At 41.4% G+C, this 25,367-nt stretch carries 21 protein-coding genes, 1 pseudogene and 1 riboswitch; of the genes and pseudogenes, 13 read left to right on the top strand and 9 right to left on the bottom strand.

What is annotated here, in order from left to right:
* Window positions 1–190: 190 nt before the first annotated feature.
* The gene (locus UQW94_RS07435) at window positions 191–517 is read right to left on the bottom strand and encodes a hypothetical protein (RefSeq protein WP_171346316.1); all 327 of its coding nucleotides are present in this window, start codon (window positions 515–517) and stop codon (window positions 191–193) included.
* Window positions 518–779: 262 nt separating this feature from the next.
* Between UQW94_RS07435 and UQW94_RS07440 the strand changes: the two genes are divergently transcribed.
* Both UQW94_RS07440 and UQW94_RS07445 read left to right on the top strand, forming a co-directional pair.
* Window positions 780–2,030 carry an HlyD family efflux transporter periplasmic adaptor subunit gene (locus UQW94_RS07440; protein ID WP_262634369.1) on the top strand — a complete coding sequence of 417 codons (1,251 nt, stop codon included), beginning with the start codon at window positions 780–782 and terminating at the stop codon, window positions 2,028–2,030.
* Window positions 2,030–4,159 carry a peptidase domain-containing ABC transporter gene (locus UQW94_RS07445; RefSeq protein WP_225474199.1) on the top strand — a complete coding sequence of 710 codons (2,130 nt, stop codon included), beginning with the start codon at window positions 2,030–2,032 and terminating at the stop codon, window positions 4,157–4,159. Before UQW94_RS07440 ends, UQW94_RS07445 begins: the two co-directional genes overlap by 1 nt.
* A 1,018-nt stretch (window positions 4,160–5,177) precedes the next feature.
* On the opposite strand, the gene UQW94_RS07450 is transcribed toward UQW94_RS07445, so the two are convergent.
* The gene (locus UQW94_RS07450; RefSeq protein WP_225474198.1) at window positions 5,178–5,786 is read right to left on the bottom strand and encodes a LysE family translocator; all 609 of its coding nucleotides are present in this window, start codon (window positions 5,784–5,786) and stop codon (window positions 5,178–5,180) included.
* A 161-nt stretch (window positions 5,787–5,947) separates the two neighbouring features.
* Here UQW94_RS07450 and UQW94_RS07455 point away from each other — a divergent pair, with 161 nt between their 5' ends.
* Window positions 5,948–7,306: a PLP-dependent aminotransferase family protein gene (locus UQW94_RS07455; protein WP_225474197.1), complete on the top strand. Its 1,359-nt coding sequence runs from the start codon at window positions 5,948–5,950 to the stop codon at window positions 7,304–7,306.
* 721 nt (window positions 7,307–8,027) lie between these two features.
* Window positions 8,028–9,401, top strand: coding sequence for a carbohydrate porin (locus UQW94_RS07460; RefSeq protein WP_009698246.1), 1,374 nt, complete (start codon window positions 8,028–8,030; stop codon window positions 9,399–9,401).
* 72 nt (window positions 9,402–9,473) lie between these two features.
* Here UQW94_RS07460 and UQW94_RS07465 read toward each other — a convergent pair whose 3' ends face one another.
* Window positions 9,474–10,460: a LacI family DNA-binding transcriptional regulator gene (locus tag UQW94_RS07465; RefSeq protein WP_009698245.1), complete on the bottom strand. Its 987-nt coding sequence runs from the start codon at window positions 10,458–10,460 to the stop codon at window positions 9,474–9,476.
* Window positions 10,461–10,695: 235 nt separating this feature from the next.
* On the opposite strand from UQW94_RS07465, the gene UQW94_RS07470 reads away from it, so the two are divergent.
* The 3 genes from UQW94_RS07470 to UQW94_RS07480 all read left to right on the top strand — a co-directional run bounded on the left by UQW94_RS07470 (window position 10,696) and on the right by UQW94_RS07480 (window position 14,710).
* Entirely contained in the window at window positions 10,696–12,135 is a 1,440-nt protein-coding gene (locus tag UQW94_RS07470) for a sucrose-specific PTS transporter subunit IIBC (protein ID WP_322142154.1), read from the top strand.
* A 165-nt stretch (window positions 12,136–12,300) separates the two neighbouring features.
* Window positions 12,301–13,224 (top strand): aminoimidazole riboside kinase, encoded by a 924-nt coding sequence (locus UQW94_RS07475; RefSeq protein WP_152163562.1) that lies wholly within the window; start codon window positions 12,301–12,303, stop codon window positions 13,222–13,224.
* 31 nt (window positions 13,225–13,255) lie between these two features.
* Window positions 13,256–14,710, top strand: a complete 1,455-nt coding sequence (locus UQW94_RS07480; protein ID WP_322142155.1) for a sucrose-6-phosphate hydrolase — start codon at window positions 13,256–13,258, stop codon at window positions 14,708–14,710.
* Window positions 14,711–14,836: 126 nt separating this feature from the next.
* Here UQW94_RS07480 and UQW94_RS07485 read toward each other — a convergent pair.
* Window positions 14,837–14,947, bottom strand: a pseudogene (locus UQW94_RS07485) (dihydrofolate reductase); the annotation flags it as partial.
* Window positions 14,948–15,200: 253 nt separating this feature from the next.
* On the opposite strand from UQW94_RS07485, the gene yghU reads away from it, so the two are divergent.
* The 5 genes from yghU to UQW94_RS07510 all read left to right on the top strand — a co-directional run bounded on the left by yghU (window position 15,201) and on the right by UQW94_RS07510 (window position 21,157).
* The gene (yghU, locus tag UQW94_RS07490; protein ID WP_005373705.1) at window positions 15,201–16,058 is read left to right on the top strand and encodes a glutathione-dependent disulfide-bond oxidoreductase; all 858 of its coding nucleotides are present in this window, start codon (window positions 15,201–15,203) and stop codon (window positions 16,056–16,058) included.
* A gap of 221 nt (window positions 16,059–16,279) precedes the next feature.
* Entirely contained in the window at window positions 16,280–16,714 is a 435-nt protein-coding gene (gene tnpA / locus UQW94_RS07495) for an IS200/IS605 family transposase (protein WP_017633711.1), read from the top strand.
* A 1,141-nt stretch (window positions 16,715–17,855) separates the two neighbouring features.
* A complete protein-coding gene (locus tag UQW94_RS07500) occupies window positions 17,856–19,025 on the top strand; it encodes a D-alanyl-D-alanine carboxypeptidase family protein (protein ID WP_053304564.1) in 1,170 nt (389 codons plus the stop codon).
* 211 nt (window positions 19,026–19,236) lie between these two features.
* On the top strand, window positions 19,237–19,644 hold the full coding sequence (locus UQW94_RS07505; protein ID WP_005373701.1) for an SPOR domain-containing protein: 408 nt from the start codon (window positions 19,237–19,239) through the stop codon (window positions 19,642–19,644).
* A gap of 235 nt (window positions 19,645–19,879) precedes the next feature.
* Entirely contained in the window at window positions 19,880–21,157 is a 1,278-nt protein-coding gene (locus tag UQW94_RS07510) for a S1 family peptidase (protein WP_151515744.1), read from the top strand.
* 60 nt (window positions 21,158–21,217) lie between these two features.
* Here the strand turns inward: UQW94_RS07510 and UQW94_RS07515 are convergent, their stop codons facing one another.
* The 5 genes from UQW94_RS07515 to UQW94_RS07535 all read right to left on the bottom strand — a co-directional run bounded on the left by UQW94_RS07515 (window position 21,218) and on the right by UQW94_RS07535 (window position 24,110).
* Window positions 21,218–21,691, bottom strand: a complete 474-nt coding sequence (locus UQW94_RS07515; protein WP_005373699.1) for a peroxiredoxin — start codon at window positions 21,689–21,691, stop codon at window positions 21,218–21,220.
* A gap of 125 nt (window positions 21,692–21,816) precedes the next feature.
* Window positions 21,817–22,833, bottom strand: a complete 1,017-nt coding sequence (locus tag UQW94_RS07520; RefSeq protein ID WP_322142156.1) for an adenosine deaminase — start codon at window positions 22,831–22,833, stop codon at window positions 21,817–21,819.
* A gap of 89 nt (window positions 22,834–22,922) precedes the next feature.
* A riboswitch (purine riboswitch) is annotated at window positions 22,923–23,022 on the bottom strand.
* A 237-nt stretch (window positions 23,023–23,259) separates the two neighbouring features.
* Window positions 23,260–23,400, bottom strand: a complete 141-nt coding sequence (locus UQW94_RS07525; RefSeq protein ID WP_017633782.1) for a PA3496 family putative envelope integrity protein — start codon at window positions 23,398–23,400, stop codon at window positions 23,260–23,262.
* A gap of 50 nt (window positions 23,401–23,450) precedes the next feature.
* The gene (locus tag UQW94_RS07530) at window positions 23,451–23,660 is read right to left on the bottom strand and encodes a hypothetical protein (protein ID WP_005373692.1); all 210 of its coding nucleotides are present in this window, start codon (window positions 23,658–23,660) and stop codon (window positions 23,451–23,453) included.
* A gap of 240 nt (window positions 23,661–23,900) precedes the next feature.
* Window positions 23,901–24,110 (bottom strand): cold-shock protein, encoded by a 210-nt coding sequence (locus UQW94_RS07535; protein ID WP_005373691.1) that lies wholly within the window; start codon window positions 24,108–24,110, stop codon window positions 23,901–23,903.
* A gap of 401 nt (window positions 24,111–24,511) precedes the next feature.
* Here UQW94_RS07535 and UQW94_RS07540 point away from each other — a divergent pair, with 401 nt between their 5' ends.
* Complete coding sequence (locus UQW94_RS07540) at window positions 24,512–25,360, top strand: pirin family protein (protein ID WP_137282785.1); 849 nt, start codon at window positions 24,512–24,514, stop codon at window positions 25,358–25,360.
* The last annotated feature ends 7 nt before the right edge of the window (window positions 25,361–25,367 follow it).

Genomic DNA, 25,367 nt, shown 5'->3' on the forward strand with positions numbered 1-25,367 from the left:
CCAAACAGTATAAGCCAAAGCCTAAAAATCTATAGAATAAGCCAAACTTGATTTGTAACTTTTGAAATGAGAAACATTTTCATATAAAGAACTAAATCAACTAAATAATTAACAAAAACAACCTTATTTGGTAAAAATATGGAAAGTTATGGTACAGTTATATTTAAGTTTGGCTATTAGTTTTAAGTTTCTAAGATGCTTTAGCAGCGAAAACGCGAATTACATTTAGGCCAGAACCGCTACTCGAACTGCTACTTGAACCTCGACCTCTGCCACTGGCTCGGGTATTACAGCCTCCGGTTTTAATTGGAGTGCTTTGACCCATATCGTTACCTTTCTTAATGTTTGCTGCATTTGTACCAGAACCACCATACTGACCACCGCCTAACGCACTACCTACAATCTCATTTATTGCATTTGTATAATCATTTGGATTTCTGGGGTCAAAGCCGCCTACAACTTGATTTAAATCTTCTTCACTTAAAGTTTGAACTTTAGAGCAAGTCACTTTCTTCATTATTTATATCCTTGTCAATTTAACTTATATTAGCGTGACCTTAAAAAGCCGGTGCTTTTGCAAACAACACAATAAAACTAGTTTTGTTAATGAAATATTGCGCTGCTGTATGACTTATACGCTCTCAAAGTGAATGATTTCAACATAATTATTACATAAATTCATGATGTGTGACATTTGGCACATGTTTTGTGAATTATTCACTATTCCATTTATATGATTAGGGCATACTATAGATATATCTAAATTCTATAATTTTGGAATGGAATCAATGCTGTTTAGGGATGAGGTTGTTAAATCTAAGCGAACCAGAATTACTGGGAATATAATAATTGTTCAGCCTATATCAATTTATACTTCTTCTTTAATGATATTCTTGATATTTATTTTGGTCGTAATGTTTCTCACACATTCTGAGTACTCACGTAAAGAGAAAGTTAAAGGGTACTTAATTCCAGAGAAAGGGTTAGTTAAAGTGTTCTCGGATAGAGAAGGTGTTGTAGATGAACTATATGTTCAAGAGGCCGAATACGTTACCGCTGGGCAACCATTAATCAAGGTCAGAAATAGTCAAAGTTTAGCAACTGGTATGGAACTATCTGATGCATTGAGTAAAGAAATTGGTAAGCAGATATCAACACTTCGGGTAGAGCTTAAGACAAGAGAGAAAATTCTTGGAAATGAACGGTTACGGATTGAGCGACAGATTGTACAATTAAATCAGAGTTTGTCTTCTGTGAAAAAAGCAAGAGCCACGAATAAAAGACGCCTGACTATTAAAGAAGAACAATACTTAAAAAACTTAAAACTATTTAAAAAAAGGTATATTTCTGATACACAGCTTTCTATGTTTCAAGAAGAATATCTCGAAACTAAGGAAACGAATGATCGTTTTGAGAGAGAAATAGCAATAACTATGGTTGATTTATCTAAATTGGAGTCTGAATTAGAAAGCTTGCCAGAAAAGATGTTAATAAAGAAAGCTCTATTAGAAAGACAAATTTCCGAATTGGAGACAAGGCAATACGAGTTAGAAAACCAATATGAATTTGTAAAAATGGCACCAGAATCAGGAGTGGTAACTGCAATTCATCCATCGTTAGGCATGCGTATAAATAACCAATCTCCCATTCTTAGCATCATTCCTGAGAATTCATCGTTGGAAATTGAATTACTACTTCCGACACGTTCTGCAGGTTTTGTTCAGAATGGAGATATAGTACAAGTTCGATTTGATGCTTTTCCTTACCAAAAATTTGGTTTGATAACGGGGGCGGTTGTGAATATGGATAAAGCATTGATCTTGCCAACAGACAAAGTGCTACCGGTTAAAATTAATGAAGCAGTGTACCGTGTTAGAGCAAAGATAAATCAGCAGTCAGTTACCGCCTATGGAAAAGAATTTCCACTTAAGGTAGGTATGATAGCTGATGCAGACATTATACTAGAGAAGAGAACATTGCTAGAATGGCTCCTAGACCCCATTTACGCGCTTAAAGGGCAATTAGGTTAATGGAAGTCTCAAATATATCTGACAAGATCACAACTCAATCCCTAGATCTACTTTCTTTCTCAGGTCTTAAGCGTGTACCTATCATATTACAGTCAGAGGTATCAGAGTGTGGTTTAGCATGCTTGGCCATGATTTCATCGTTCTACGGTCATAAAGTAAACGTTAGCTCTCTGCGTAGTCACATGAAGCTTGGATTACAAGGAATGAATCTCAAGCAAGTAATTCACATAGCAGATCAACTACATCTCGCGGGCCGCGGAGTCAAATGTGAAGCCGAAGATATCTCACACCTTGCATTACCATGTGTTCTACATTGGAATCTTGATCATTTTGTAGTACTTACGAAAGTCTCGTCAAGGCACGTTTATATCAATGACCCTGCTTTTGGTCGACGTAAACTCACTCTCGCACAGTTTAGTCAATCATTTACGGGTATAGCGTTGGAACTCACTCCTACCGCCAAGTTTGAGAAAAATGATACTAGTAAAACAATTCGTATCAATCAGTTGTGGGAAAAGGTGACAGGCCTTAAACGAACTTTAGGTACGTTATTGATACTTTCATTGCTATTACAATTTTCGGCATTGATTTCCCCCTATTACATGCAATGGGTGATAGATAATGTTTTACTCAGTAACGATAAACCTCTGCTATTTGTACTTGCTTCTGGGTTTGCATTACTCAATCTAGTCCAAATTCTAATCAGTGCGTTTCGGAGCTGGATTGTAATTCGCCTCAGTAGTGCCCTTAACATTCAAATGGGTGCAAATCTATTTCAGCATATGATACGTTTACCTTTGTTATATTTTGAAAAACGTCATGTCGGCGATGTTGTTTCACGCTTTAGTTCCCTCAATTCTATTCGAGAGTTGTTTACGACAGGTTTAGTCGAGACATTTATTGATGGTGTCATGGCTATAGTCGTTATTATCATGATGTATTTATATCACCCTATGTTAGCGACCTTAGTTTTAGGGTTTGTATTTACATCGTTTATTATTCAGGTTTTTTTTTACTATCCTTGCCGTCAAGTTACAGAAGAGTCGATTGTTGCTAGTGCGAAGGAAGATTCTAATTTTCTTGAGTCTATTAGGGCGATTCAAACTATAAAATTATTTAGCCATGAGTCGGTGAGGCAAAACAATTGGCTCAACCGATACGCGGAAGTTATCAATACTGACATTCGATTGGGTAAGCTACGTATCTCTGAAGGAGTGTTGGTCAACCTACTATCTGGACTTGAATCAATATTGGTTGTGTACTTTGGTGCATTAGCAACAATGGAGAACGAGTTGACAGTTGGAATGCTTCTAGCATTTATTGCTTACAAAGGACAGTTTACTTCAAGTATGTTCGCATTCATTGATAACGTAATCTCCTTTAAATTACTTGGGCTCCATCTTGAACGGCTCTCCGATATAGCACTAGAAAATCGAGAAAGTACCGATGCAAAAGCTGTCTTACCTACACAAATTCAAGGGCACTTGACAGTGGAAAACCTTGCCTTTCGCTATGCAGATAATACAGAGTGGGTTTTAAAGTCAGTGTCTTTCGATGTAAAACCTGGTGAATGTATCGCAATTACAGGGCCTTCTGGATGTGGCAAAACCACCTTGATGAAGCTTTTATTAGGGTTACTAAAGCCTACTCAAGGGAAGATCTTTCTTGATGGCATTGATATCACTGCTTTTAACTTGAGTGAGTATCGATCCTGTATTGGTTCTGTGATGCAAAATGATAGCTTGTTATCCGGTACGATTGCAGAAAATATTACGATGTTTGATTCTAGCCTTGATGAAAAAAAGATGCTCGATTGCTGCAAAATGGCTTGTATTTCGGATGATATAGACTTAATGCCAATGGGATATCACTCTTTAGTAGGGGACATGGGGAGCGCGTTTTCCGGCGGGCAGTTGCAACGTTTGTTTTTAGCCAGAGCATTGTATAAATCACCAAAGTTATTATGTTTAGATGAATCCTCAAGTCATTTAGATGAAAACAATGAAATTTCGGTCAATAATAACTTAGCTCAACTTGGAGTTACTAAGGTCGTAATAGCACATCGAAAGCAAACTATCGAACGAGCAGATCGTGTTATAGAACTTTCTAAAATTAATGTTCTGTCGTAAAGTTTTTGGGTTTAGGTTTAGGTTTAGGTTTAGGTTTAGGTTGATATTTGTTCCATTATCACCTCAAACTCCAGAATTCAACTTTGTTTTAATTAGCTTAAGCACAAGGCTTAACAGAAGTCGCCCTAATCTTCGAACATGGTTTTCAGTTATTGACCTGTTTTGACAGGCTTTTAGAATCATTGAAACATATTATAACTGAAAGACGTGGAAACAACTCTCCTGAACTTAACTAGAAGGTAGCATTGGCGACAGCTAAAGGTGGCAATAATGTTGTTGAGTAGGTACAGGAATACAACAAAAGTTTATGCACATTTTGAGTACATGTACTAAATCCAGCGTTGCTTTTAGTATTGGCGCTCAAATATACGACACGAAAAGTGTGGAATACCAAAACTGGAGTTAAATTTTGGTATTAGTTTTAAATCATAATACTTTGGGTTGGGGGTACTTCAATTAAGATGTATGTACTCTATATGCGTTGTCCGTTGATAGTGAAGAGGTCCCCTTAATGCAACGTGAGGTAAAAAGCTGCTATAACATAGTTGTTAATGGCGTCGATTAATGCGGTAGAGCGGCACTTCACAATCCACTTTATGACTTTAATGATGAAATTTGGGGGGGCAGATATGTGTTATTGGCAAACGTTTGTGGAACAGTAGCTAGCTAAGTAATCACCTCTGGGAAAAGGGCACTGGCAAAACCTCTGATATGCCTGTGTCACAATGTTTGCGAGTTTGGTTAGTTTCGAGTTGCATTTGTGTATAGACACACTTAAGCAATGTTGTTGAACTAGAGCTCTAGTGGACTTTGAGCTGTGTTATCAAACACGATCTACTTTCCATGCTTTTAATAAATTCATTGCTTGTTAATATTCAAATTCCCGTAAATGATTTCTGTACAGAACCTTTACAGTTGGCACTTCGTAGCACAGAAGTGCCCCGAAGTGCGTTACAATTCAAAATCCGAATTTAGATAATCTACACTTTTAGGCATACAAAATTCTAATCTTTGCCATTCAGGCAGAGTGCCCCAAAACTGGTAACAATGATATGAATGTGATCGTCGCTAGGCTGATGTTGAACATGCGCTGTCTTAATACGGTATTGAGATAAATACGAATTTTTTTACCAATCCAGACCCAAGTAATATTTGCAAACAGTCCGAATGTCGTAAACACGAAAGTAATCAATGTAACAGAGAACCAATAGTTAGAAGGGAGACTATAACTTGTGACCAAAGCAAGTGATGCCATCCAAGCCTTCATATTACCCAGTTGAAACAACGTAGCCTGAGTTACGTTGATTGGTTTGCTTTTAGTGGGTTCGCCCGAGAAAGGGTTGGTACATAGCAGCTTAATCATCAGCCAGAACATGTAAACCAGACCGATGTATTTTATGGCTAGATACCAACTTGGATGAGTCTGGAGGGCTACACCGACACCACACGCACAAAGCAGAATTAACCCTATTACGCCAATACGGATACCAATTAGGTGTCGCCATGATTTCCTTATACCAAATTGTGCCCCAGAGTTGGCGAGCAATAAATTATTTGGGCCGGGTGTTATGGCGGTGACAAACGCAAATAAACTCATCGCTGGAGTGAGTTCCCATAATGTTGTCATTTCTTTTCTTCTCAAATTAGTGCTGATAAGCCAAGAATAAAGGGATGAAGTGAGAGAGACCTACAGTTAATGCGTCATGGTGACAATTCTTTGATTTCATTTTCGTCAGGCCTTATTTATCCTGAATACAAGAATTAATTGTACCCCTTCGGAGAGAGACAATGTTAGTCCCTGATATATCGGGTCGTTCCGGACCTAAGTTTATGGCACTGGCTGAAGCGATTGCAGAGGTGATAGAGAGTGGTGAACTCGAACCAGATACGAAATTACCTCCTCAGCGTATTTTATCTTATCGCTTAGGTGTGACGGTTGGAACGGTGACGAGGGCATATAGGGAGCTAGAGCGGAGGGGCTTAACGGAACCAAAAGTAGGAAGCGGTACTTATGTACGTAACAGAGAAACTGAACTGAACCACTTTTATCATCCGGTATTGGAAGAAAAAGGCATTGATCTGGCACGTTGCCGACCTTTGCTATTATCGCAGCCGAAATTTCTGGCGAATGCGTTGAAAGAGCTATCACACAAGGAAATTGCGCAGGCAGCCGTGCTGGATTACTACTCCGCTGATGGCATTCAGGGTCATAACGAGACTCTTCGACAATGGCTGATGACCAAATTCAATATCGATATTGATGCACGGCGTCTAGTTTGGACTCATGGAGGGCAACACGGGATATCGTTGATTATTCAATCTCTGAGCCGCCCTAAAGATACAATTCTTGCTGAAGGGCTGTGTTATCCAGAGTTCATCTATGCATGTCAGCAATCCGAACGAAAGCTAGTGCCAGTAAAAGTCGATGAACATGGATTGGATCCAGAAGATATGGCTTTGCACTGTAAGAGGCATCGCCCAAAACTGCTTTATCTAACGCCGGGAATACAGAACCCGACCGGAGCTCAGTTAACGGATAGCCGAAGACTAAAAATCATAGAGATATGTCGTCGTTACAATGTGTTGATTATTGAGGACGATGTTCTCTACTGCCCACCGCCTGATCGAAAGAGTCCCTTAGTTGCTATCGCTCCAGATATTACCTTATACGTGGGCAGTTTTTCTAAGTACTTCGCAGGGGGATTACGACTGGGATTTATCATTTTGCCACTACCCTTTAAGGATTTATTGCAACGTGCGCTACGAGCCAGTTGTATGTATGTTAGCCCTCTAATCATCGACCTGGTATGTCGTTGGCTAACCAGTGGAGCTATGCAGGCAGTAGATGAAGAGATCGCAATGGAACTCAGTGCTCGTCATCGGATCTGGAAGACTGTATTTCCCGAAATCCATATCGGCGTTCCTGGCTACAATGTCTGGCTACCTTTGCCAGAGCCGTTAACAGGGTATCATTTTAACCAATCGTTGTTGAAACATGGGGTCAGAGTGAGAGAAGCGGAAATGTTTGCTGTGGGTCGGTATGAAGTGCCGGCAGCAGTGAGGATATCACTGGCAGGTCCATTAAGCCGCCCACAATTGCAATCAGCTCTAGATATCGTCAGAGACCAAATCACAAGGCTCACTTAAACTTCATAGCTCATATTGATTATTCACTGCCTAACTAAGCACCACTAGGCAGTGGGATATAAGCATTCGTAGCTACAAAACACGATGGAGTCAGGTCTTACATTTTGCTGCTAGAAAATATGGTTTAGTGTTGCTAATCCTAGATCGGTGAGTTTGAGCAAGAAATCTAACTCATTTTTGTCCAAAAATGAGTTTCGTTAGCTTGGACTAGAATAACAAAACGCTCTTCACGAAAGTTAAGGGTCTTAACTGCCTTTCATGTCGTTTGAACCAAGGTATCGAGATCCGCTTCGCTCTTAGTTACGTTCAACCTTAGCTGCTACTTTTCATCAATAAATAGAGATGAGTTACCATCAAGGAGCATAGAGAAGCGAGTGAGCACTATTCTCTCAAATGAACACTAAACTCCTTCCTTGTAGCCTGTCACCTTCAAACTACTTCCTCTAGCGCTAACAATTAATTCAAATGTGCGCTGGTTAATGATTTTTCTGTAAGTAACACAATTGAACGTGATAGAAGTAACAAAATGGCCTCTTAACGGTAACGTTCCCGAAAAGTTTATATATTATCGCCATCATTGACACAAGTGGTAGAGACGCTCTGAGTCTGAGCGCTCTGAAATTCAGACTTTAGATAGGTATTTAAAGTCACCATAAGTTTGCAATTTTACTTGGGAACGTTTGCAAATAACCTAAGTATAAATTTACGTGAGACTATGGAAATGAAACTACACACTTTGACGATGGCAGTAGCGCTTGGGCTGGTTACAGCACCTGCATTCGCAACAACAGATGTTGACGCTCTTGAAAAGCGAATTAATGAATTAGAACAGAGACTTGAACAGACAGAAAAAGTATCCACAGAAGCAAATGAGAAAGCCTCAAGCTTTGAGTTTCATGGCTACGCTCGTTCCGGGCTGCTCATTAATGATGATCTGAATGGTGCAGTGGGTACTGGTCCTTACATGACGGCAGCTGGTGCTATTGGCGCGCCAATTGGACGATTAGGGGTTGAGGATGATCATTATGTGGAAGCAAACCTTATTCACAAACGCTTTGCAGATGATGGTTCCAGCGCATTGTTCCGAATCATGTTGGCAGATAGTACGGAAACCAATAACGAATGGACAGCGAGTGAGAGTCAATTAAACGTTCGTCAGGTATATGCTGAGCTAAACAAGTTGAGCATGTTCTCTGAATCAAGTGCGTTTGCTGACGCAACGTTTTGGGCAGGTAAACGATTTGACCGTGATAACTTTGACATTCACTTCTTTGACTCGGATATCGTTTTCCTATCTGGTACTGGTGCTGGCGTGTATGACGTCCAAATGAACGATTCATGGAAAGCAAACTTCTCGATCTATGGTCGTGATTTTGGTGAGATTGATAGCTCGTCAACTGATGTTGAAAACTATATCGCGACAATGAACAACCGTTTTGGTAATTGGCAATTGATGCTGAGCGGCATGACGTCTGCTGATAACAATGATCGCGTAGAAGGTGCAGCAGACAAAGGTTTACATGCGATGTTTGCTTACCATGGCGATAACTTCTTTGGCATGAGTGAAGGCTTCTCTAAAACTGGTATTTTGATGGGTGATGGACTGGGTGCAGAACTTAAAGGCATTGGTTCAAACGGTGATTTGCTAGAAGACGCAAAAGCCGTACGTTTGTTCAGTTATGGTGTAACACGCATCGGCGACAACTGGCGTGTAGCACCTGCGTTGCTAGCAGAACATAGCCAAGATCGCTTTGCTAAAAATGATGAATTTACTTGGGCATCGTTCAACATCCGCTTAGCGCAAGAGTTTACACAAAACTTTGAGATGGTTTATGAAGGCTCATACCAATACATGGACCTAGACAATGCGATTGATAAAGCAAGTGGCAGTTTTTATAAAGCGACAATTGCACCAACGCTTAAGATGTCTACCGCAGCAGGTTTCTTTGACCGTCCGGAGCTACGTTTTGCAGTTAGCTACGTTGATTGGAGCGAAGACTTGAATGGCTACTCGATTAGCCAGGATGCGGGTGCTGCAACGATGGGTGATGGCGGTGAAGTTCTGTTTGCACTGCAAATGGAAACTTGGTTCTAAAGGGCTTTAACCGACAAAGAGTAAAAAGAGTAATAAGAAAAGCGCCAACTGATTTCAGTTGGCGCTTTTTCATTAACAGGACTGACGCTCAATTGTTTTGAAGGTTAGTACCATCTTACTCATTTCAAAACTTCTGTTGGCAATTCTATCTAGTAATAGTTTCGCACCATTTTCCCCTGCTTTATCAAATGCATAGTTAAATGTTGATAAGGTTGGGGTGCACACTGATGCGAGCTCATCATCACCAACTCCTAGCACTAAAACGTCTTTACCCGGTGTTAACCCGAGCTCTTGAATCGCTCTCATCGCACCGATAGCAATACGGTCTGTCGCACAGAACAAGCCATCTAGCTTAGGGTTCTTTGTTAAGTGTTGTTTTGCCAATGAATAGCCAGAATCGATTGTAAAGTCACCACGAGCATGGAAGGCGAGCTCAAAACCATGGTGTTGTAGCGCTTGAACAAATCCTTCAGAGCGTTGCTTATCTACCGCGATATCGTCACCTTGCACACCAATAAAACCCATGGTTTGGCAACCTTTTGCAACCAGTCTATTTCCCGCTTCAAACCCTACTCGTGCGTCATCATGAATGATGCTTGGAATATTAAACATGGAACCATCTTGACCGACGAGCACAACTGGGACGGCTGAGTTTTGAATTGCTTTTACCAGCTTGGAATCGAGGTGGGTGGCGTAAAGAATGATCCCTTCAACCCGTTTTTGGTTAAAGATCTGAATGTATTCCAGTTCTTTTTCGTGGGCTTGGTGAGTGCTAGCAAGTAAGACATGTTTCCCAGCTTTTTCAAGGACATCGGTTAATCCATCGACACCTTGGGATGTGGCATGAGAGGAAACCCGAGGAACAATGACACCAACCAGATTGGTCTTTTGAGATTTTAGATCTTTAGCTACTTGGTTCGGCACATAGCCACACTCCGCTACTGCTTGGCGGACCTTCTGTTTTGTCGCTTCTTTTACGCCATACTCATCGTTTATAACCCGTGACACTGTTGATTTTGATACGCCAGCCAGACGGGCGACATCATGCAGACTCGCCATTGTTCCTATCCATTCTGTTTTTCGTTTTTGGGATTGTTTGCAAAGAGAAGATGAAAAGCTCTTTGATAAGTAGCGATTCTAACCTCCTATACTGCTCTTAGGGAGAGAATTTGACGATCATTCTCACATTCTCTCTGCTTTATCTTTGATCATTTGGTCTTATTGAGCAAAAATCTGTTTTGCAAACGTTCCCGAAAATTTCGCAAGCTCAGATAATAATCCAATGGGGTATGAAATGAATTATCCGGCAGTAGCAAAAGAGTTGTTAACTCTATTAGGTGGTAAAAGCAACATCACCGCACTTGCACATTGTGCGACACGCTTACGCCTTGCCGTTGCAGATGAGCAAAAAATAGATGAACAAGCGATTGATAGCCTTGAAGGGGTAAAAGGGCAGTTCAAAGTTGCGGGTCAGTACCAAATCATTTTTGGATCAGGCATCGTAAACCAAGTTTATGCAGAAATGGCGAAGTTGACGGGAATGAGTGAAATGTCCACCAACGACGTTGCGTCTGCTGGCGCAGAGAAACAAAACATCGTTCAGCGCGCGGTGAAAGGGCTGTCTGATATTTTCGTTCCAATCATTCCCGCAATCGTCGCTGGCGGTTTGTTGATGGGTATCTATAACCTATTGACTGCCCAAGGCTTGTTTATTGATGGCAAATCTTTGATTGATGCCAACCCAGGACTGACAGACTTGGCGAACATGATCAACACGTTTGCGAATGCTCCGTTTGTTTACCTGCCTATTCTGCTGGCATTTTCAGCCAGTAAGAAGTTTGGCGGTAACCCATATTTAGGGGCGGCGCTAGGTATGTTGATGGTTCACCCAGAATTACTTAACGGGTGGGGCTTCGGGGGGGCTGCGGTATCTGGCAACATTCCGGTTTGGAATATTCTTGGCTTTGAAATTCAAAAAGTGGGCTACCAAGGTTCGGTGTTACCGGTTTTGGTATCGGCATTCATTCTTGCGAAGGTTGAGTTAGGTCTGCGCAAGGTCATTCCTTCTGTTTTAGATAACCTTTTAACGCCGCTACTTGCGATTTTCATCACGGGTTTATTGACGTTTACTGTCGTTGGTCCATTCACGCGTGATATCGGTTTCCTATTGGGTGATGGTCTGAACTGGCTATACAACACAGCTGGCTTTGTTGGTGGTGCGGTATTTGGTCTTATCTATGCTCCGTTTGTTATTACCGGTATGCATCACAGCTTCATTGCGATTGAAACGCAACTTCTTGCGGATATTGCGACGACAGGCGGCACCTTTATCTTTCCTATTGCGGCGATGTCTAACGTTTCTCAAGGCGCAGCAGCGTTGGCGGTGGGCGTGATGAGTAAAGATAAGAAGATGAAAGGTATTGCGATTCCATCGGGTGTCACGGGTTTGCTGGGTATTACAGAACCAGCCATGTTTGGTGTTAACTTAAAACTACGTTACCCATTTATTGCGGCAGTTTGCGCTGCGGCGTTATCAAGTGCGTTCATCACAATGTTTAATGTGAAAGCTCAGGCATTGGGGGCAGCTGGTCTTCCAGGCATCATTTCCATCACGCCGGATAAGATTGGTTACTACATCGCGGGTATGGTAATCGCGTTCTTGACCGCATTTGTTCTCACCATTGTTCTTGGTATGCGTGACCGCACTAAAGTCGGTAAAAAAGCAGCGGCTTAATCTGAACTCCTTAAGGGTGGAGTCCCCCAAAATCCACTTCTTTTCCTAAATGTTTGGGGTGCTAGCCAAGCACTAATGGCTTGGCTAGCCTTTTTCAATTTTTACTTGGTAGTGAAGGTGTTCAACACGTTGGGCTATCAGGGCTTTAATTTTAAGGTAAGCAAGATGAATCAAGTGTGGGTAACTGGTGATGCTGTTGTCGATCTAATACCGGAATCTGAGACTTCTTTACTCAAATGTCCCGGTGGTGCACCAGCGAATGTCGCCGTAGCAATTGCTCGTCTATCTGGTAAGAGTGCGTTTTTTGGACGTGTGGGTGATGACCCATTTGGTCGCTTTATGAAATCAACTCTGGATCAAGAGGGCGTGTGCACGGAGTTTCTCGTTAAAGATCCTGAGCAAAGAACATCAACAGTGGTGGTGGATTTAGACGATCAAGGTGAGCGCAGCTTTACGTTTATGGTAAAACCGAGCGCTGATCAGTTTATGTCTGTTGAAGATATCCCAAACTTTAAGCAAGGTGACTGGCTGCATGTTTGCTCGATTTCACTGGCAAATGAGCCAAGTAGAAGCAGCACATTTGAGGCGATTAAAAGAGCAAAAGCCGCTGGTGGTTTCATTAGCTTTGACCCTAACTTGCGTGATGAAGTGTGGCAAGATCAATCAGAAATCCAAGCTGTCGTGATGAAGGCTGTAGCGATGGCTGATGTGGTTAAGTTCTCTGAAGAAGAGCTTTTGTTTTTAACTGACTCAACATCGATGGCACAAGGTTTACAACAAATAGCCGCTTTGAATATTGCTTTGGTCTTGGTGACACAAGGTGCGAAAGGTGTTTGGCGCGTCTTTGAAAGTCAGAGTGAACTGATCGCAGGTCAAGTCGTTAGTCCGATTGATACCACAGGTGCGGGTGATGCTTTTGTCGGAGGGCTACTGGCATGTCTGTCTCAGCATGACGATTGGAAAAATCATCCTGTTGTTAGCTCTGCGATTCAATGGGCAAATGGCTGTGGTGCATTAGCGACGACGCAAAAAGGCGCAATGACCGCGCTTCCAACCCAGACAGAATTGCTGCAGTTTATTGGGCAATGATCTTCAGATCCAATTTCAGTTGAGAAAAATTATGAGCTTAAACAACCGTTGGACTGTAGAGCAAAGATATCGCCGACTTGAGCAAATCCCTCAGTGTGATATCGAAGAAATGACACTTTTACGTCAGCAAGATAAAGGCTTTCCTAGTTTTCATATCGCCCCTAGATTTGGGCTGTTAAATGACCCAAATGGGTTGTGCTATTTCAATGGTGAGCACCACATCTTTTACCAGTGGACGCCTGTGGGACCAGTTCATGGAATGAAGTATTGGTATCACCTTTCTACTAAAGACTTCATCCATTTTACTGATCATGGCGTGGGTCTTCATCCCGACCAAGACTACGATTCACATGGTGTCTATTCGGGCGGCGCTTTGGTGGAAAACAACAAGGCTTTGCTGTTTTTTACTGGCAACAAGCGTGACCAAAACTGGAATCGAATCCCAACACAGTGTTTTGCCACCATGGATTCAGACGGCAACATTGAAAAGCACGGTGTGGTCATTGAGAACGAACATTACACGGAGCACTTTCGTGATCCAAAAGTTTGGAAGAAAGGCGACGACTATTTGATGGTGGTGGGTGCTCAAACCAAAACTGAGCATGGTTCAATGGCGCTCTATCAAAGCAAAGATTTGAAAACGTGGCAGCATAAAGGTTCTATCAAGACCAAGTTTTCTGACCTTGGGTACATGTGGGAGTGTCCTGATTTCTTTGAGATTAATGGTCAATCGGTGATGCTGTTTTCTCCACAGGGCGTGAGCAGTAGTAATCCTTATGATTTTAAAAACATCTATTCTGTCGCATATATCGTGGGTGATCAGTTGAACCTAGAGTCGATGACTTTAGAAAACCACCAAGATATTTTGCAGCCAGATTATGGGTTTGATTTCTACGCCCCACAAACCTATTTAGATGAGAATGGGCGTCGCATTCTTATTGCGTGGATAGGGTTGCCAGAAATCGACACACCATCGGTCACACACCAGTGGGCAGGAATGTTGTCTCTTCCTAGAGAACTAGCGTTGACAGATGGTTTTCTTGTTCAAACTCCGCTCCCTGAGCTGAAAAGTTTAAGAAAAGAAGAGGTGATCTTTGCACAATCCCATACACTGGAAAGCACCAGTTGTTTGATCCAATTAGACCTTGTGGGCGATGGCTTTGAACTTGAGCTGAGTAACCTCAAAGGTGACAACATCGTCTTTAGTGCGACAAAGCACGAGTTTATGCTGGACCGTCGTCACATGTCTCATTTGTACGCAGAAGAATTTGGTAGCATTCGAAAAGCACCAAGATTGGACGCTAAGCAGACGATTGATATATATATCGACAATTCTGTCATCGAGATTTTCATTAATGGTGGCAAACACACGATGACCAGTCGTTTCTTTATTGATGACCTGAATACGGTAACGTTGAGAGGGTTGGAGCAAGCAAGGCTTTTCCCTTTGAAAGGTATTACAGGCTTGTTTGAGTCATCTTTATAATTGGTCATATCAAGCGGAGTGCCTTTTGATATACGAGCCTTTTGATATAACAGCTCCTCAGTAGGCATCAAAAACGCCCTTCATATCTCCATGAAGGGCGTTTTTTGTTCAAAATACCTAGGTAGATTATCTTTCACGCACGTAGGTCGTTTGAACTAAAGTATCCAAAACAACTTCACTCTTGGTGACTTTGAAGTTTAGCGGTTGTTCTAAATCCCCAAATAGAGGTGCGCCGCCGAGTGTAGCTTACTCATCGTTGGCATCTCGAACCTAGTTCACATTATCGCGACGTTTTTACTTATAGCGTGAAAGAAAATCCCATAACCAAAGGTTCTAACTAAAAGAGATTGCAGGACTTTTATTTGGCGAATTCGACCTAATATCTTGAGTATGCCTAATCGCAGTTGGCGAAGAGGTGATGTTAATAATGCTTGCTGGCGCGTAAGACCCGTCAGTTTGAAGATGCATTCAAACACAATAAGGGAAAACAATGGCTAACGAATACATTCCACCAAAAGTTTGGACAAACGATAATGAAAACGGCGGTCAGTGGGCGAGCATCAACCGTCCGGATTCTGGCGCACGTCATGAGCAAGAGCTTCCAGTTGGTGAGCACCCATTCCAACTTTACTCAATGGGTACCCCAAATGGTCAGAAAGTGACGATCATGTTTGAAGAGCTTTTGGCGGCTGGCGTAACGGCAGCAGAATACGATGCATACCTGATTAAGATTGGCGATGGCGACCAGTTTGGCTCTGGCTTTGTGGCTGTTAACCCAAACTCAAAAATTCCGGCATTGGTTGACCGTTCGGGTTCTGAGCCAGTGAACGTGTTTGAATCTGGCAACATCTTGTTTTATCTAGCAGAGAAGTTTGATCATTTCTTACCAAAAGAAGGCGCTAAGCGTGCTGAGGTAATGAACTGGTTATTCTGGCTGCAAGGTTCTGCGCCATATCTAGGCGGTGGTTTTGGTCACTTCTATGCGTACGCACCAGAGAAGTTCGAGTACCCAATCAACCGCTTTACAATGGAAGCAAAACGTCAGTTAGATGTATTAGACAAGCGTCTTGCGAACAATGAATTCCTAGGTGGCGATGAGTACAGCATCGCTGATATCGCAACATGGCCATGGTACGGCAACCTTGTGTTGGGTCGTGCTTACGATGCGGCTGAATTCTTAGACGTAGAAAGCTACAAAAACGTTGTGCGTTGGGCAAAAGTAATTGATGAGCGTGAAGCGGTAAAACGTGGTCGAATTGTGAACCGTTCATGGGGTGAAGAATGGGAGCAGTTACCTGAGCGCCACAGCGCAGAAGATATTGATAAAGTATTGAAACTTAAACCATAAGCAATCTTGGCCTAGCTACGTCAAATGAGTTTAGTTTTATCTATGCTTATACAGTGACCTTAATCAAATCTATAGCGCACCATATACGGTGCGCTATTTTTATTTTCAGCCCTAAACCACCTACTTCAGTAGGTGGTTATCATCCGTTTCGGCTTTGCCTGTAAAACTACTCATGCTAAATGCGTCTTTGATTTTTCCAGAAGTCAAAGAGGACAAATAACATGAGTAGATACAATCAAGCTTCCCACGTATTTTGGCGTTGTCAATACCATATAGTGTGGACGCCAAAGTATCGATTTAGGATCTTGAAGAACAATATAGGTAAAGAAGTTTATCGATGTATTTATGTTTACTGTAATCAACTTGGATGTGAAGTCGTAGAGCTAAACGTACAAGTTGACCACGTACATTTAGTTGTAAAGGTCCCACCAAAGCTTTCGATATCCAAGTTGATGGGGGTATTGAAAGGCAAAATAGCCTTAAAGCTATTTAGCAAGTTTCCTCACCTTAGGAAGAACAGGCTTTGGGGTAATCACTTTTGGCAAAGAGGCTATTTTGTCGATAGTGTTGGAATCAATGAAGAAATAATACGCCGATATGTAAGACATCAAGAGAAGCAAGAGCGAGTAGAGCAGCAGCAATTGGCGCTGGACTAAACAAAGGCCCCCTTTTAGGGGGCTCACACAAAGCCACCTTCTTTAGAAGGTGGTAATTTACTCTCATTTAGTCTCGAAATTCTAATTTATATCACCTATTGAAGAGCATTTAGTTCGTAGATGAATCTTTAATGTGTTTATATGTTATGATGCAAAACAAAGCTCATATTTCCATGTTAAATATGGACTGGTTATACTGCTTTCTAATAATTAAATTATTTAAAAATTATAAACCGATTTTATATCCATTATAAATAAAATTAATGATAATTAATATTTGACATAACCACTAAATTTATGTGGAATATGCGGGTTGATTTGTTTTGAAGAAATAAAATTAATTTCTAGTACTTTTATTTAAGACAAGCTTAGCTTTTAGCGATGTTTAATTATTAATGCTTATATCATGAAAGAGGATATGTATGATGTCGTCGTTTGAGTCGTATTGGGTTGGGATACGTCAAAGAATAGCTACACAAACCCAAGGTAACCGCAGTTTAAAGTCTCTAGTCATTAAAAAGCAGCGTGTGAACTTAAATAACAGTGGGTTATCCTTTCGCGCTAAGTCCGGATGCCTTATCCCTCACTGTTATACCAAGTTCTCTGATGAGATAAACCTAAAAACATCGAAAAAATCGTCTCTTAGTTTTAAAAAAGGAAAGCTGTATTTTTCTCCGATTTAATAATAAATGAAATTTACATAAATTATAATCTGAGGTTTTTAAATTTATCGATAATTAATTGCGATTTTATGATGCGTTTTCAGTATGTTTTCTTGGTAAGTAATTAGCTGGGCTTATTGTTGATTGTTTTTGTTGTTTCCTATTTAGATATGGATAAAAGCTCAACTACTTTTCCTATACCAACTTACTCCCTGAATTGACTTGCGCGCTTTTTCTCTCCTCTCAAAAAACATAGCGTTACGGAATTATTTTCGCTCCTGTTTCATTCTTCAAGACGAAAGCTCTACCTACCTCTCATTATTTTCGACAAACATTGAGTAAAAGTAACCAATCGTAACAAGGTGGCTGTAACTGAGCGCCGTTTCAATATACTCGTTTTTTAACTAGGTAATCCCGCGCTTTGAATTCATTCGGGTACCGTTTGTAAGCCTTAAATGCGACTAAGATAAGATGTCATGATGAGAAAAAGTACTATATTACACACAGTGTTAATTACAGGGTTCGCTGCTGTATCCTCGTTGGCTTATGCTGCGCCTTCAGTTGTGCCAAATGCGCCGGAACTCAGTTCTCGTGGTTATGTTTTGATGGACTTCCATACGGGGAAAGTACTGGTTGAACGTGATGCCCACAAACGTTTAAACCCCGCGAGTTTAACGAAGTTGATGACTGCTTATGTAGCTGGTCAAGAAATTAATACAGGCAATATTACGTTGAATGATGAGGTTGTCATCAGCCGAAATGCTTGGGCAAAAAACTTCCCAGATTCTTCAAAAATGTTTATTGAAGTCAATACTTCCGTTTCTTTGTCTGACTTATACCGTGGTCTGATTGTTCAATCTGGTAACGATGCCAGTGTTGCTATTGCTGAGCATGTTGCGGGAAGTGAATCAGGGTTTGTGAGTTTGATGAATAGTTGGGCCGCCAAGCTTGAATTGTCTAACACGGCATTCACCAATCCTCACGGCCTAGACAGTGACGGTTTATATTCGACACCTTATGATATTGCCAAGTTGGGCCAAGCGATTATTCGTGACTTACCTGATATCTATCCGCTGTATAGCGAAACCTCGTTTACTTACAATGGCATCACTCAATACAACCGTAATGGCTTGCTTCGTGATCGTAGTATGAATGTCGATGGCATGAAAACTGGTTATACAAGCGGTGCTGGTTATAGTCTAGCGACTTCTGCAACACAAGGTGATATGCGTTTGATTGCCGTAGTGATGGGAGCGAAGAGCGAGAATGTTCGTGAATCAGAAAGCAAGCAGCTGTTGAGTTATGGCTTCCGCTTTTACGATACGGTAATGCCGACTGAGGCGGGTGCGGAACTTGCGAAAGCTCGAGTTTGGATGGGCGAAAAAGACGAGCTTACTGTCGGCGTAGCTAACGATGTTTATCTCACTTTGCCAAAAGGAGATGTAAAAAATCTGCAAGCGGAAGTTGAATACAACGGTGATTTAGTTGCGCCAATTTCTGAGCAACAAGTGGTTGGTAAAGTGCTTTACAAAGTCGAAGGTAAGGTCGTAAATGAAGCCGAGCTAGTTGCATTGGAGTCAGTGGAGGAAGGCAGTTTATTCAAGCGAATTTTAGACTGGTTTAAGCAATTGGTCGCTAGCTGGTTCTAAATAGTAGCGAACTTCTGTCTATATCACTCTATCTTGTTAATGTTCTATTAAATCAATTTACTAAGGCGGCCAACGTGGTCGCCTTACGTTTTTGGAATACTCGTTGCGTTAAAACGCAGGCCTTCTTGTAAGGGTGTGTTTTACCTGACCAAGAGCGTTTTGTGTTTTTGGGTGCGAGAGAAAAGAAACTAGAACAAGAATGGAGTGACACGTGCACAAGATTTTATCTTTGACATTGATTTTATCGCTCATGGGCTGCGCTATGCCTTACCAGCAGGAGGTCGATAGCGGCCAATGTGTTGGAGTCATGACCTCTCAGGATGCATATGGTTATTTAAACCCAAACCATTACACGATGCAGGTACTCGCGCTAAAGCAAGAAAAAGATGTGAAAGATTATATTCGCTATATCGATCCTAAGCATCCGGTTTGGGTTAACTGGAAAAACAGCCGAGGCACGCGTTGGTATACGGTAACTGTTGGTGATTTTAAAACGAAACAGGATGCCTACAATGCGCTTTCTTCATTACCAAGCCGTGTAAAGCAGTCATCCCCGTTTGTGCTGACTTTTGCGGAAATGCAGCGTAAGCAACAAACGAGTGTTGTGAGAATGCGTTAGCCCTTTAGCTCTTCTCTAGGCCCCCTGCAACAGGATCTAATTAAGTAGGGGGCCTCGTTTAAGGGTCTTATTTATTGGAATGCAATCACATATTTTTCAACTTTAGGTAGAAATTAAGTCAATAGTTGAATGAGCACCTACACTCTCTAAGAACACTTATCTATGCATGTGAGTGCAATTGAAGCTCAGCATGCATTTATCTCTGTTTCAATAAACTTAGGGGGAGGGGGGTAGTATGTTGAACAGATGGAGATTTTTAATCAGCTTATTGATCACTTGTATACCAGCGTATGCAATTGTTGTTGAAGACAATTATACCGTACCAACTCAAGATGAGTACGAAACTCACTATTCCTTTATGGCATCAGTAAGGGCTAGTATTTTCGCCGAAGACCACTCTTGTGGCGGCACTATAATCAGCAGTCGCTGGGTGCTGACAGCTGCACATTGCCTAGTTGCTTCGGATGCAAGTTATGAGGACGGTAACGAAAACAAAGATGTCTTCACCAATTTCGATGTAGCAAAACCAAAAGAAATATCGGTGACTGTAGGGAAGTCTGACTTGGAAAGAGTTGAGCTACCAGATATATATAAAGTTACCCATGTCGTTATTCATCCCGATTATTATCCTATTAACTCAGTAACCACTGACGAGTCCGGTTTGGCGGTAGTGGAATCGACCGCTTATCAAAATGACTTAGCATTGTTATACGTAGAGAGGGATTTTCCAGATGAAATGGCCAATTCCTTATTATTGGGTAACTCTGATAGTGATCAGATGCTGTTAGATTTGGTAAATCCTGAGAGTGATTGGGACTCTGGAGAGCCAGAGCCGAACCTCAAGGTCGCAGGGTGGGGTAGTGGAGGAGATAACGACCCAGATATAGGTGAAAGTAATACAAAATTTAGAGAAACTGATGTCTCTTATTACCCAGTTTCTCTTTGCTACAACCGTTTAGAGTCTGCGGAAGATCTACCTATCTACATTGAATCCCCGGTTGATCCCACAAAGTTATGTTCATTGCCTACGAAGAGCATTACGAGAGGGGACAACATTTATGGAAATGGAGCATGTGGGGGGGATACAGGAGGCCCATTGTTAAGATATAGCATTGATGATAATAGCTTTTATCAAGTTGGAATTATTAGTGCTAGCCCGATAATAAATACGGTTTGTAGTTCAATCACTCTGCCTACTTGGTATACCAATGTTTCTCACTTTAGAGATTGGATCGACTCATTTACTACGTCTACAGAACCTCCAGAGGATATAGTGACCAAGCCTGATTTTTTATTAAGCTCTGATGATGAAGCTCAAGAAGACGAAGATAGCGATAGCCCAAGTGATGAAGAGGAAGTATCTGACACTAGCCAATGTAATAATCCGAGTCAGATAAATATTGGGGGAGAAGAAACGGAATTTGGTTGTAATGATGAAAGCGGTAGTGGAGGAACCACTGAGAAAGTTTACTTGTTCGCTATGTTACTGATAATGTGGATTCGAAGAAGATAGTGAGAAAAGCTTTAAAAGATGAACGCCCCACAGGTTTGTGGGGCGACAGTTATTTTTAGTTTAAAGCGCCGCTAAAATCGTTTCTGCTTTGCTTGCTTCAAACTCTTTTGGCTCTTCAACGTTTAGCTTAGTCACTGTGCCGTTTTCAATGATCATTGCGTAACGTTGTGAGCGAATACCACCAAAGCCGCCTGTATCCATTTCAAGACCTAATGCTTTAGTAAAGCTAGCGTCGCCATCACCCAACATCAGAATCTCAGAAGCGTTTTGAGCTTCGCCCCACGCTTGCATCACAAATGCATCGTTTACAGAAACGCAAGCAATTAAATCAACACCTTTTGCCTTTAGCTCATCAGCTAATACCACATAGCCTGGTAGATGAGCTTCTGAACAGGTAGGGGTGAATGCGCCAGGTACAGCAAAGAGTACGACTTTCTTGTTCGCAAACAGTTCTGTAACGTCGTGGTTAACCATACCATCGGCAGTCAACTCACTAAGAGTTGCAACTGGTAGAGCTTGGCCTTGTTGAATCATGATTCTATTCCTTTTTGTGTGCTAGTTTAGCTTTCTCAGTCTAGCGTTTATAAATGCGGTTAACCACAGAGTCTTTGTAGGGTTTTAATACCTACGCGTTTGACCTAAGGCGTGGCACTATGCCTTTATTGCAACGCTTCGTGCTGGTTTACGTATTGGCTAACAAGGTGACGATATTTCGCCTTTAACTCGTTATCGATAAAGCTGGCAACAATCGCGTTCATTGTAAATTGGGCAAGTTCACTCTTACTCATTGGATGTGCGTTGTTGACGGCCAAAAAGTTGTCCGTCATGTAGCCACCAAAGTACACAGGATCGTCTGAGTTAATCGTTACTGCGACACCTTTTCGTAGCAAATCCACAATATTGTGATCTTTCATATCGTCGAATACACATAGCTTAAGATTCGATAACGGACACACTGTCAGTGGCATTTGGCTTTCGATTAAGGATTCAACTAATGCTTCATCATCAACACAGCGAACACCGTGATCCACGCGGCTCACGTAAAGCATTTCAATGGCATCGCTAATATTTTGTGCGGGGCCTTCTTCTCCTGCGTGAGCAACGGTAAGTAAGCCTTCTTCTACTGCTTGTTTAAATACGCGCTTGAATTTAGCTGGCGGATGACCTTGTTCTGAAGAATCTAGTCCAACACCAATGATCTTATCACGGTGTTTCAGAATAGCCTGTAGGGTCTCTATGGCGCTCTCTTCTGAAAGGTGACGGAGAAAACACGCAATAATTTGCGAGGTAATGCCAAGTTTTTCATGACCATCTTTTAGCGCACGAGCGATTCCATTGATAACAGTGTCAAAGTCTATGCCGCGTTCTGTGTGTGTTTGAGGGTCAAAAAAGATTTCGGTATGAATAACGTTGTCTTCTTTACAGTGCAGTAAGTATTCCCAAGTGAGATCGTAAAAATCTTGCTCAGTACGCAGAACTCCCGCTCCTTGGTAATAGAGGTCGAGAAATGATTGTAAGTCTGTGAACTGATATGCGCTGCGTAGTTCACTCGGAGAAGAGTAAGGGATCTCGATGCCGTTTCGTTTTGCTAATTTGAATAAGAGTTCCGGCTCAAGTGAACCTTCGATATGTAAGTGCAGCTCTACTTTTGGAAGACCTTGAATAAATGCGTTCATATTCCACCTTATGTGTATTGTGGATGCAGTTACTCTAAGAATAGGTATAGATAGAAATAAATCGAACGCTATCACAAAGAGTAAGACCCACGATGATCTCAACTCTTCGTAATCAGCACTTTGCGGGAACTGGTAGAGACCCCCAAACCATATCATTGGGGTTATACGAAGCAAACGAGAGGGATTATACGCAAAAATATCGCTTTGGCTATACGCAAATAACCTAACTGTCATTAGTCACGGGTTTTCCTGTGAGCGAAACGACTATTTGCAAGTCACTTGAGTATAGAGGAGCCAGTTGTTTTTGCGTGTGTGAGAGGCACGTGTAATTAGAAGAGTAGTCTAAAAGAGTGGAGATTCGTTTGAGCAAAGGTAGGTGGCGGTACCTTGCACAACGATAAAGGCAGAGAAAGCACTAGAGAGCATTTATAGATCGAATAACTTATCAAATTCTCTTTGTTCCATAATGTCTTCTATGCGGCGTCGAGTTTTCTGCTTTACCGCCGCCGCGTTTTGTTCAGACTCTTTTTTGTCTTTTTCTGACTGCTTCTTACTTTTTCTAGCCATTGGATACCTTCCAAATTAGTTGCATTATCCATTAATGCATGAAAACTGAATCAGTTAACAGTAAAACTTCCTAACTTTGAACCTGAATCACAGAGAATAGTTCCAGATTGCGTTTTCTCACAATATTCAAAATCGATCATGAAGCTATGAGAAAGAAGTTTCGGTAATACGTGTCTTCGTAAAATATCACCATTTAATTGATGTATTTTAGCGTTCCAAGAGGTTTGAGGTTGTTCTAAATTAAATTCAATTTCTAACATTTATTCTCCTGTTTTTTAGTGATTTTCTCTTTGTTAAGTAATTGATACCAATGCCTTTGACGGCCAGTTCTTTTTGAGGACATGATTTTTCCTATAAATAATAAATTAAGCAGTACTATTCAGTTTATTTTAGATAGCACAAAGCAATGCCTAAAATTAGGCTGAGTGATTGATGAAAGAATATTTTTGAAGGAGAGAGGTTTGGTGCAGCATGGGCATGCTACACCAAGAAAAGCAGTATTATAGAGGAGTTACTTCAGTCGCTTGAGGACCTTTTTTACCTTGCTCTACATTGAAGCTTACTTTCTGACCTTCAGTCAGTGTTTTGAAACCGTCAGAAACGATAGCGTTAAAGTGTACGAATACATCTTGGCCGCCGTTGTCTTGAGATAGAAAACCGAAGCCTTTAGTTTCGTTAAACCATTTTACTGAACCAGTTACTTTAGACATAAAAATACCTTTGAATTAAACATTAAAATTATGATTTGTTTTGTGGATCTTTTCTAAGCTATTGAATGTTCAATCAAGAGGAAGTTGTACGCAGGTGTCTGAATTGGGAATTCAAGATTTTACTGAGAGGAAACTTAAACTAAATGTTGCATTAACAGCTCTCTTCTAAGAGCCAAGGCACACTATACACCTTGTTTAGAAAATAGCTACATTTATTTTAGATAAATTAAATGTGCTCATTATTAACTCGATAAACTGTATTGTTCGAAAAAGTTGAATAAGTAGAACGAATAGTATGGCTCATAATTTTAGCTCATCAACCTAAAATAGAACCTTATAGATAGCCATAGATTGAACATGCGATTTGCAAGCGGTCACAAAGATAAACTAGGAGAACTAGTATGAGTACATTCAGAGAAATTCGTCAGCTTATTCCTGCGCAACCTACTGCTGATGGTGATGGAGTGAAAATTCGCCGAGTAGCGGGTTTCAATCATGCTAGCTTTTCTCCATTTTTGATGATGGATGAACTCAAATCAGAAGACCGTGCTGACTATATCGGCGGTTTCCCTCCGCATCCGCACCGCGGTATCGAGACGCTTACTTATATGTTGAAAGGTCATTTCCAGCATCGTGATCATATGGATAATGTTGGTGAGCTTCGTTCCGGTGGTGCACAGTGGATGGCGGCAGGAAGAGGCGTCATCCATAGCGAAATGCCTATTATGAAGGAAGGCGAATTGCATGGTTTCCAAATTTGGATTAACCAGCCCGCGAAAAATAAGCTGCAGCCAGCTCAATATCATGACTTTCAACCTGAAACGATCACTGAGTTTGATACTCCGAATACGGGGGTTGTACGTTTGATTGCGGGTCATATGACTATAAACAACGAACGAATTCAGGGGCCGCTAACAGAGACAGGTGTTGCTGCCACGGTAGCCGATTGGAGAGCGATGGGTGGTCAAGCTTTGAATTTGAACACGGAGCAAGACAACAACATGATGCTCTATGTCTATAAAGGTCGTATTCAATTAAAAGGTCGTGAGATCAATCAAGGCGAAATGGCCATTTTATCGAAAGGTGAATGGGCTGAATTGCAGGCCGAAAAAGAGAGTGGTGCACTGATCTTTATTGGTGAGCCAATTAATGAACCCGTGGTGCATTATGGCCCTTTTGTCATGAATAGCATGGAAGAGATAGAACAAGCTATCCAAGACTACAACTCTGGGTTATTTGAAACTTACTAGTTTTGAC

Origin of the sequence: Vibrio sp. PBL-C16 (assembly GCF_034321865.1) — a bacterium.
In the GTDB taxonomy this organism is placed as follows: domain Bacteria; phylum Pseudomonadota; class Gammaproteobacteria; order Enterobacterales; family Vibrionaceae; genus Vibrio; species Vibrio alginolyticus.

Excerpts from the sequence above, each read along its gene's own strand:
- UQW94_RS07475 (WP_152163562.1), top strand. The coding sequence starts at position 12,301 with ATGAATCAAGTGTGGGTAACTGGTGATGCTGTTGTCGATCTAATACCG.
- UQW94_RS07460 (WP_009698246.1), top strand. The coding sequence starts at position 8,028 with ATGAAACTACACACTTTGACGATGGCAGTAGCGCTTGGGCTGGTTACA.
- UQW94_RS07520 (WP_322142156.1), bottom strand. The coding sequence starts at position 22,833 with ATGAACGCATTTATTCAAGGTCTTCCAAAAGTAGAGCTGCACTTACAT.
- UQW94_RS07525 (WP_017633782.1), bottom strand. The coding sequence starts at position 23,400 with ATGGCTAGAAAAAGTAAGAAGCAGTCAGAAAAAGACAAAAAAGAGTCT.
- UQW94_RS07435 (WP_171346316.1), bottom strand. The coding sequence starts at position 517 with ATGAAGAAAGTGACTTGCTCTAAAGTTCAAACTTTAAGTGAAGAAGAT.
- UQW94_RS07535 (WP_005373691.1), bottom strand. The coding sequence starts at position 24,110 with ATGTCTAAAGTAACTGGTTCAGTAAAATGGTTTAACGAAACTAAAGGC.
- UQW94_RS07480 (WP_322142155.1), top strand. The coding sequence starts at position 13,256 with ATGAGCTTAAACAACCGTTGGACTGTAGAGCAAAGATATCGCCGACTT.
- UQW94_RS07465 (WP_009698245.1), bottom strand. The coding sequence starts at position 10,460 with ATGGCGAGTCTGCATGATGTCGCCCGTCTGGCTGGCGTATCAAAATCA.
- yghU (WP_005373705.1), top strand. The coding sequence starts at position 15,201 with ATGGCTAACGAATACATTCCACCAAAAGTTTGGACAAACGATAATGAA.
- UQW94_RS07450 (WP_225474198.1), bottom strand. The coding sequence starts at position 5,786 with ATGACAACATTATGGGAACTCACTCCAGCGATGAGTTTATTTGCGTTT.
- UQW94_RS07540 (WP_137282785.1), top strand. The coding sequence starts at position 24,512 with ATGAGTACATTCAGAGAAATTCGTCAGCTTATTCCTGCGCAACCTACT.
- UQW94_RS07515 (WP_005373699.1), bottom strand. The coding sequence starts at position 21,691 with ATGATTCAACAAGGCCAAGCTCTACCAGTTGCAACTCTTAGTGAGTTG.
- UQW94_RS07530 (WP_005373692.1), bottom strand. The coding sequence starts at position 23,660 with ATGTTAGAAATTGAATTTAATTTAGAACAACCTCAAACCTCTTGGAAC.
- tnpA (WP_017633711.1), top strand. The coding sequence starts at position 16,280 with ATGAGTAGATACAATCAAGCTTCCCACGTATTTTGGCGTTGTCAATAC.
- UQW94_RS07510 (WP_151515744.1), top strand. The coding sequence starts at position 19,880 with ATGTTGAACAGATGGAGATTTTTAATCAGCTTATTGATCACTTGTATA.
- UQW94_RS07455 (WP_225474197.1), top strand. The coding sequence starts at position 5,948 with ATGTTAGTCCCTGATATATCGGGTCGTTCCGGACCTAAGTTTATGGCA.
- UQW94_RS07440 (WP_262634369.1), top strand. The coding sequence starts at position 780 with ATGGAATCAATGCTGTTTAGGGATGAGGTTGTTAAATCTAAGCGAACC.
- UQW94_RS07500 (WP_053304564.1), top strand. The coding sequence starts at position 17,856 with ATGAGAAAAAGTACTATATTACACACAGTGTTAATTACAGGGTTCGCT.
- UQW94_RS07445 (WP_225474199.1), top strand. The coding sequence starts at position 2,030 with ATGGAAGTCTCAAATATATCTGACAAGATCACAACTCAATCCCTAGAT.
- UQW94_RS07470 (WP_322142154.1), top strand. The coding sequence starts at position 10,696 with ATGAATTATCCGGCAGTAGCAAAAGAGTTGTTAACTCTATTAGGTGGT.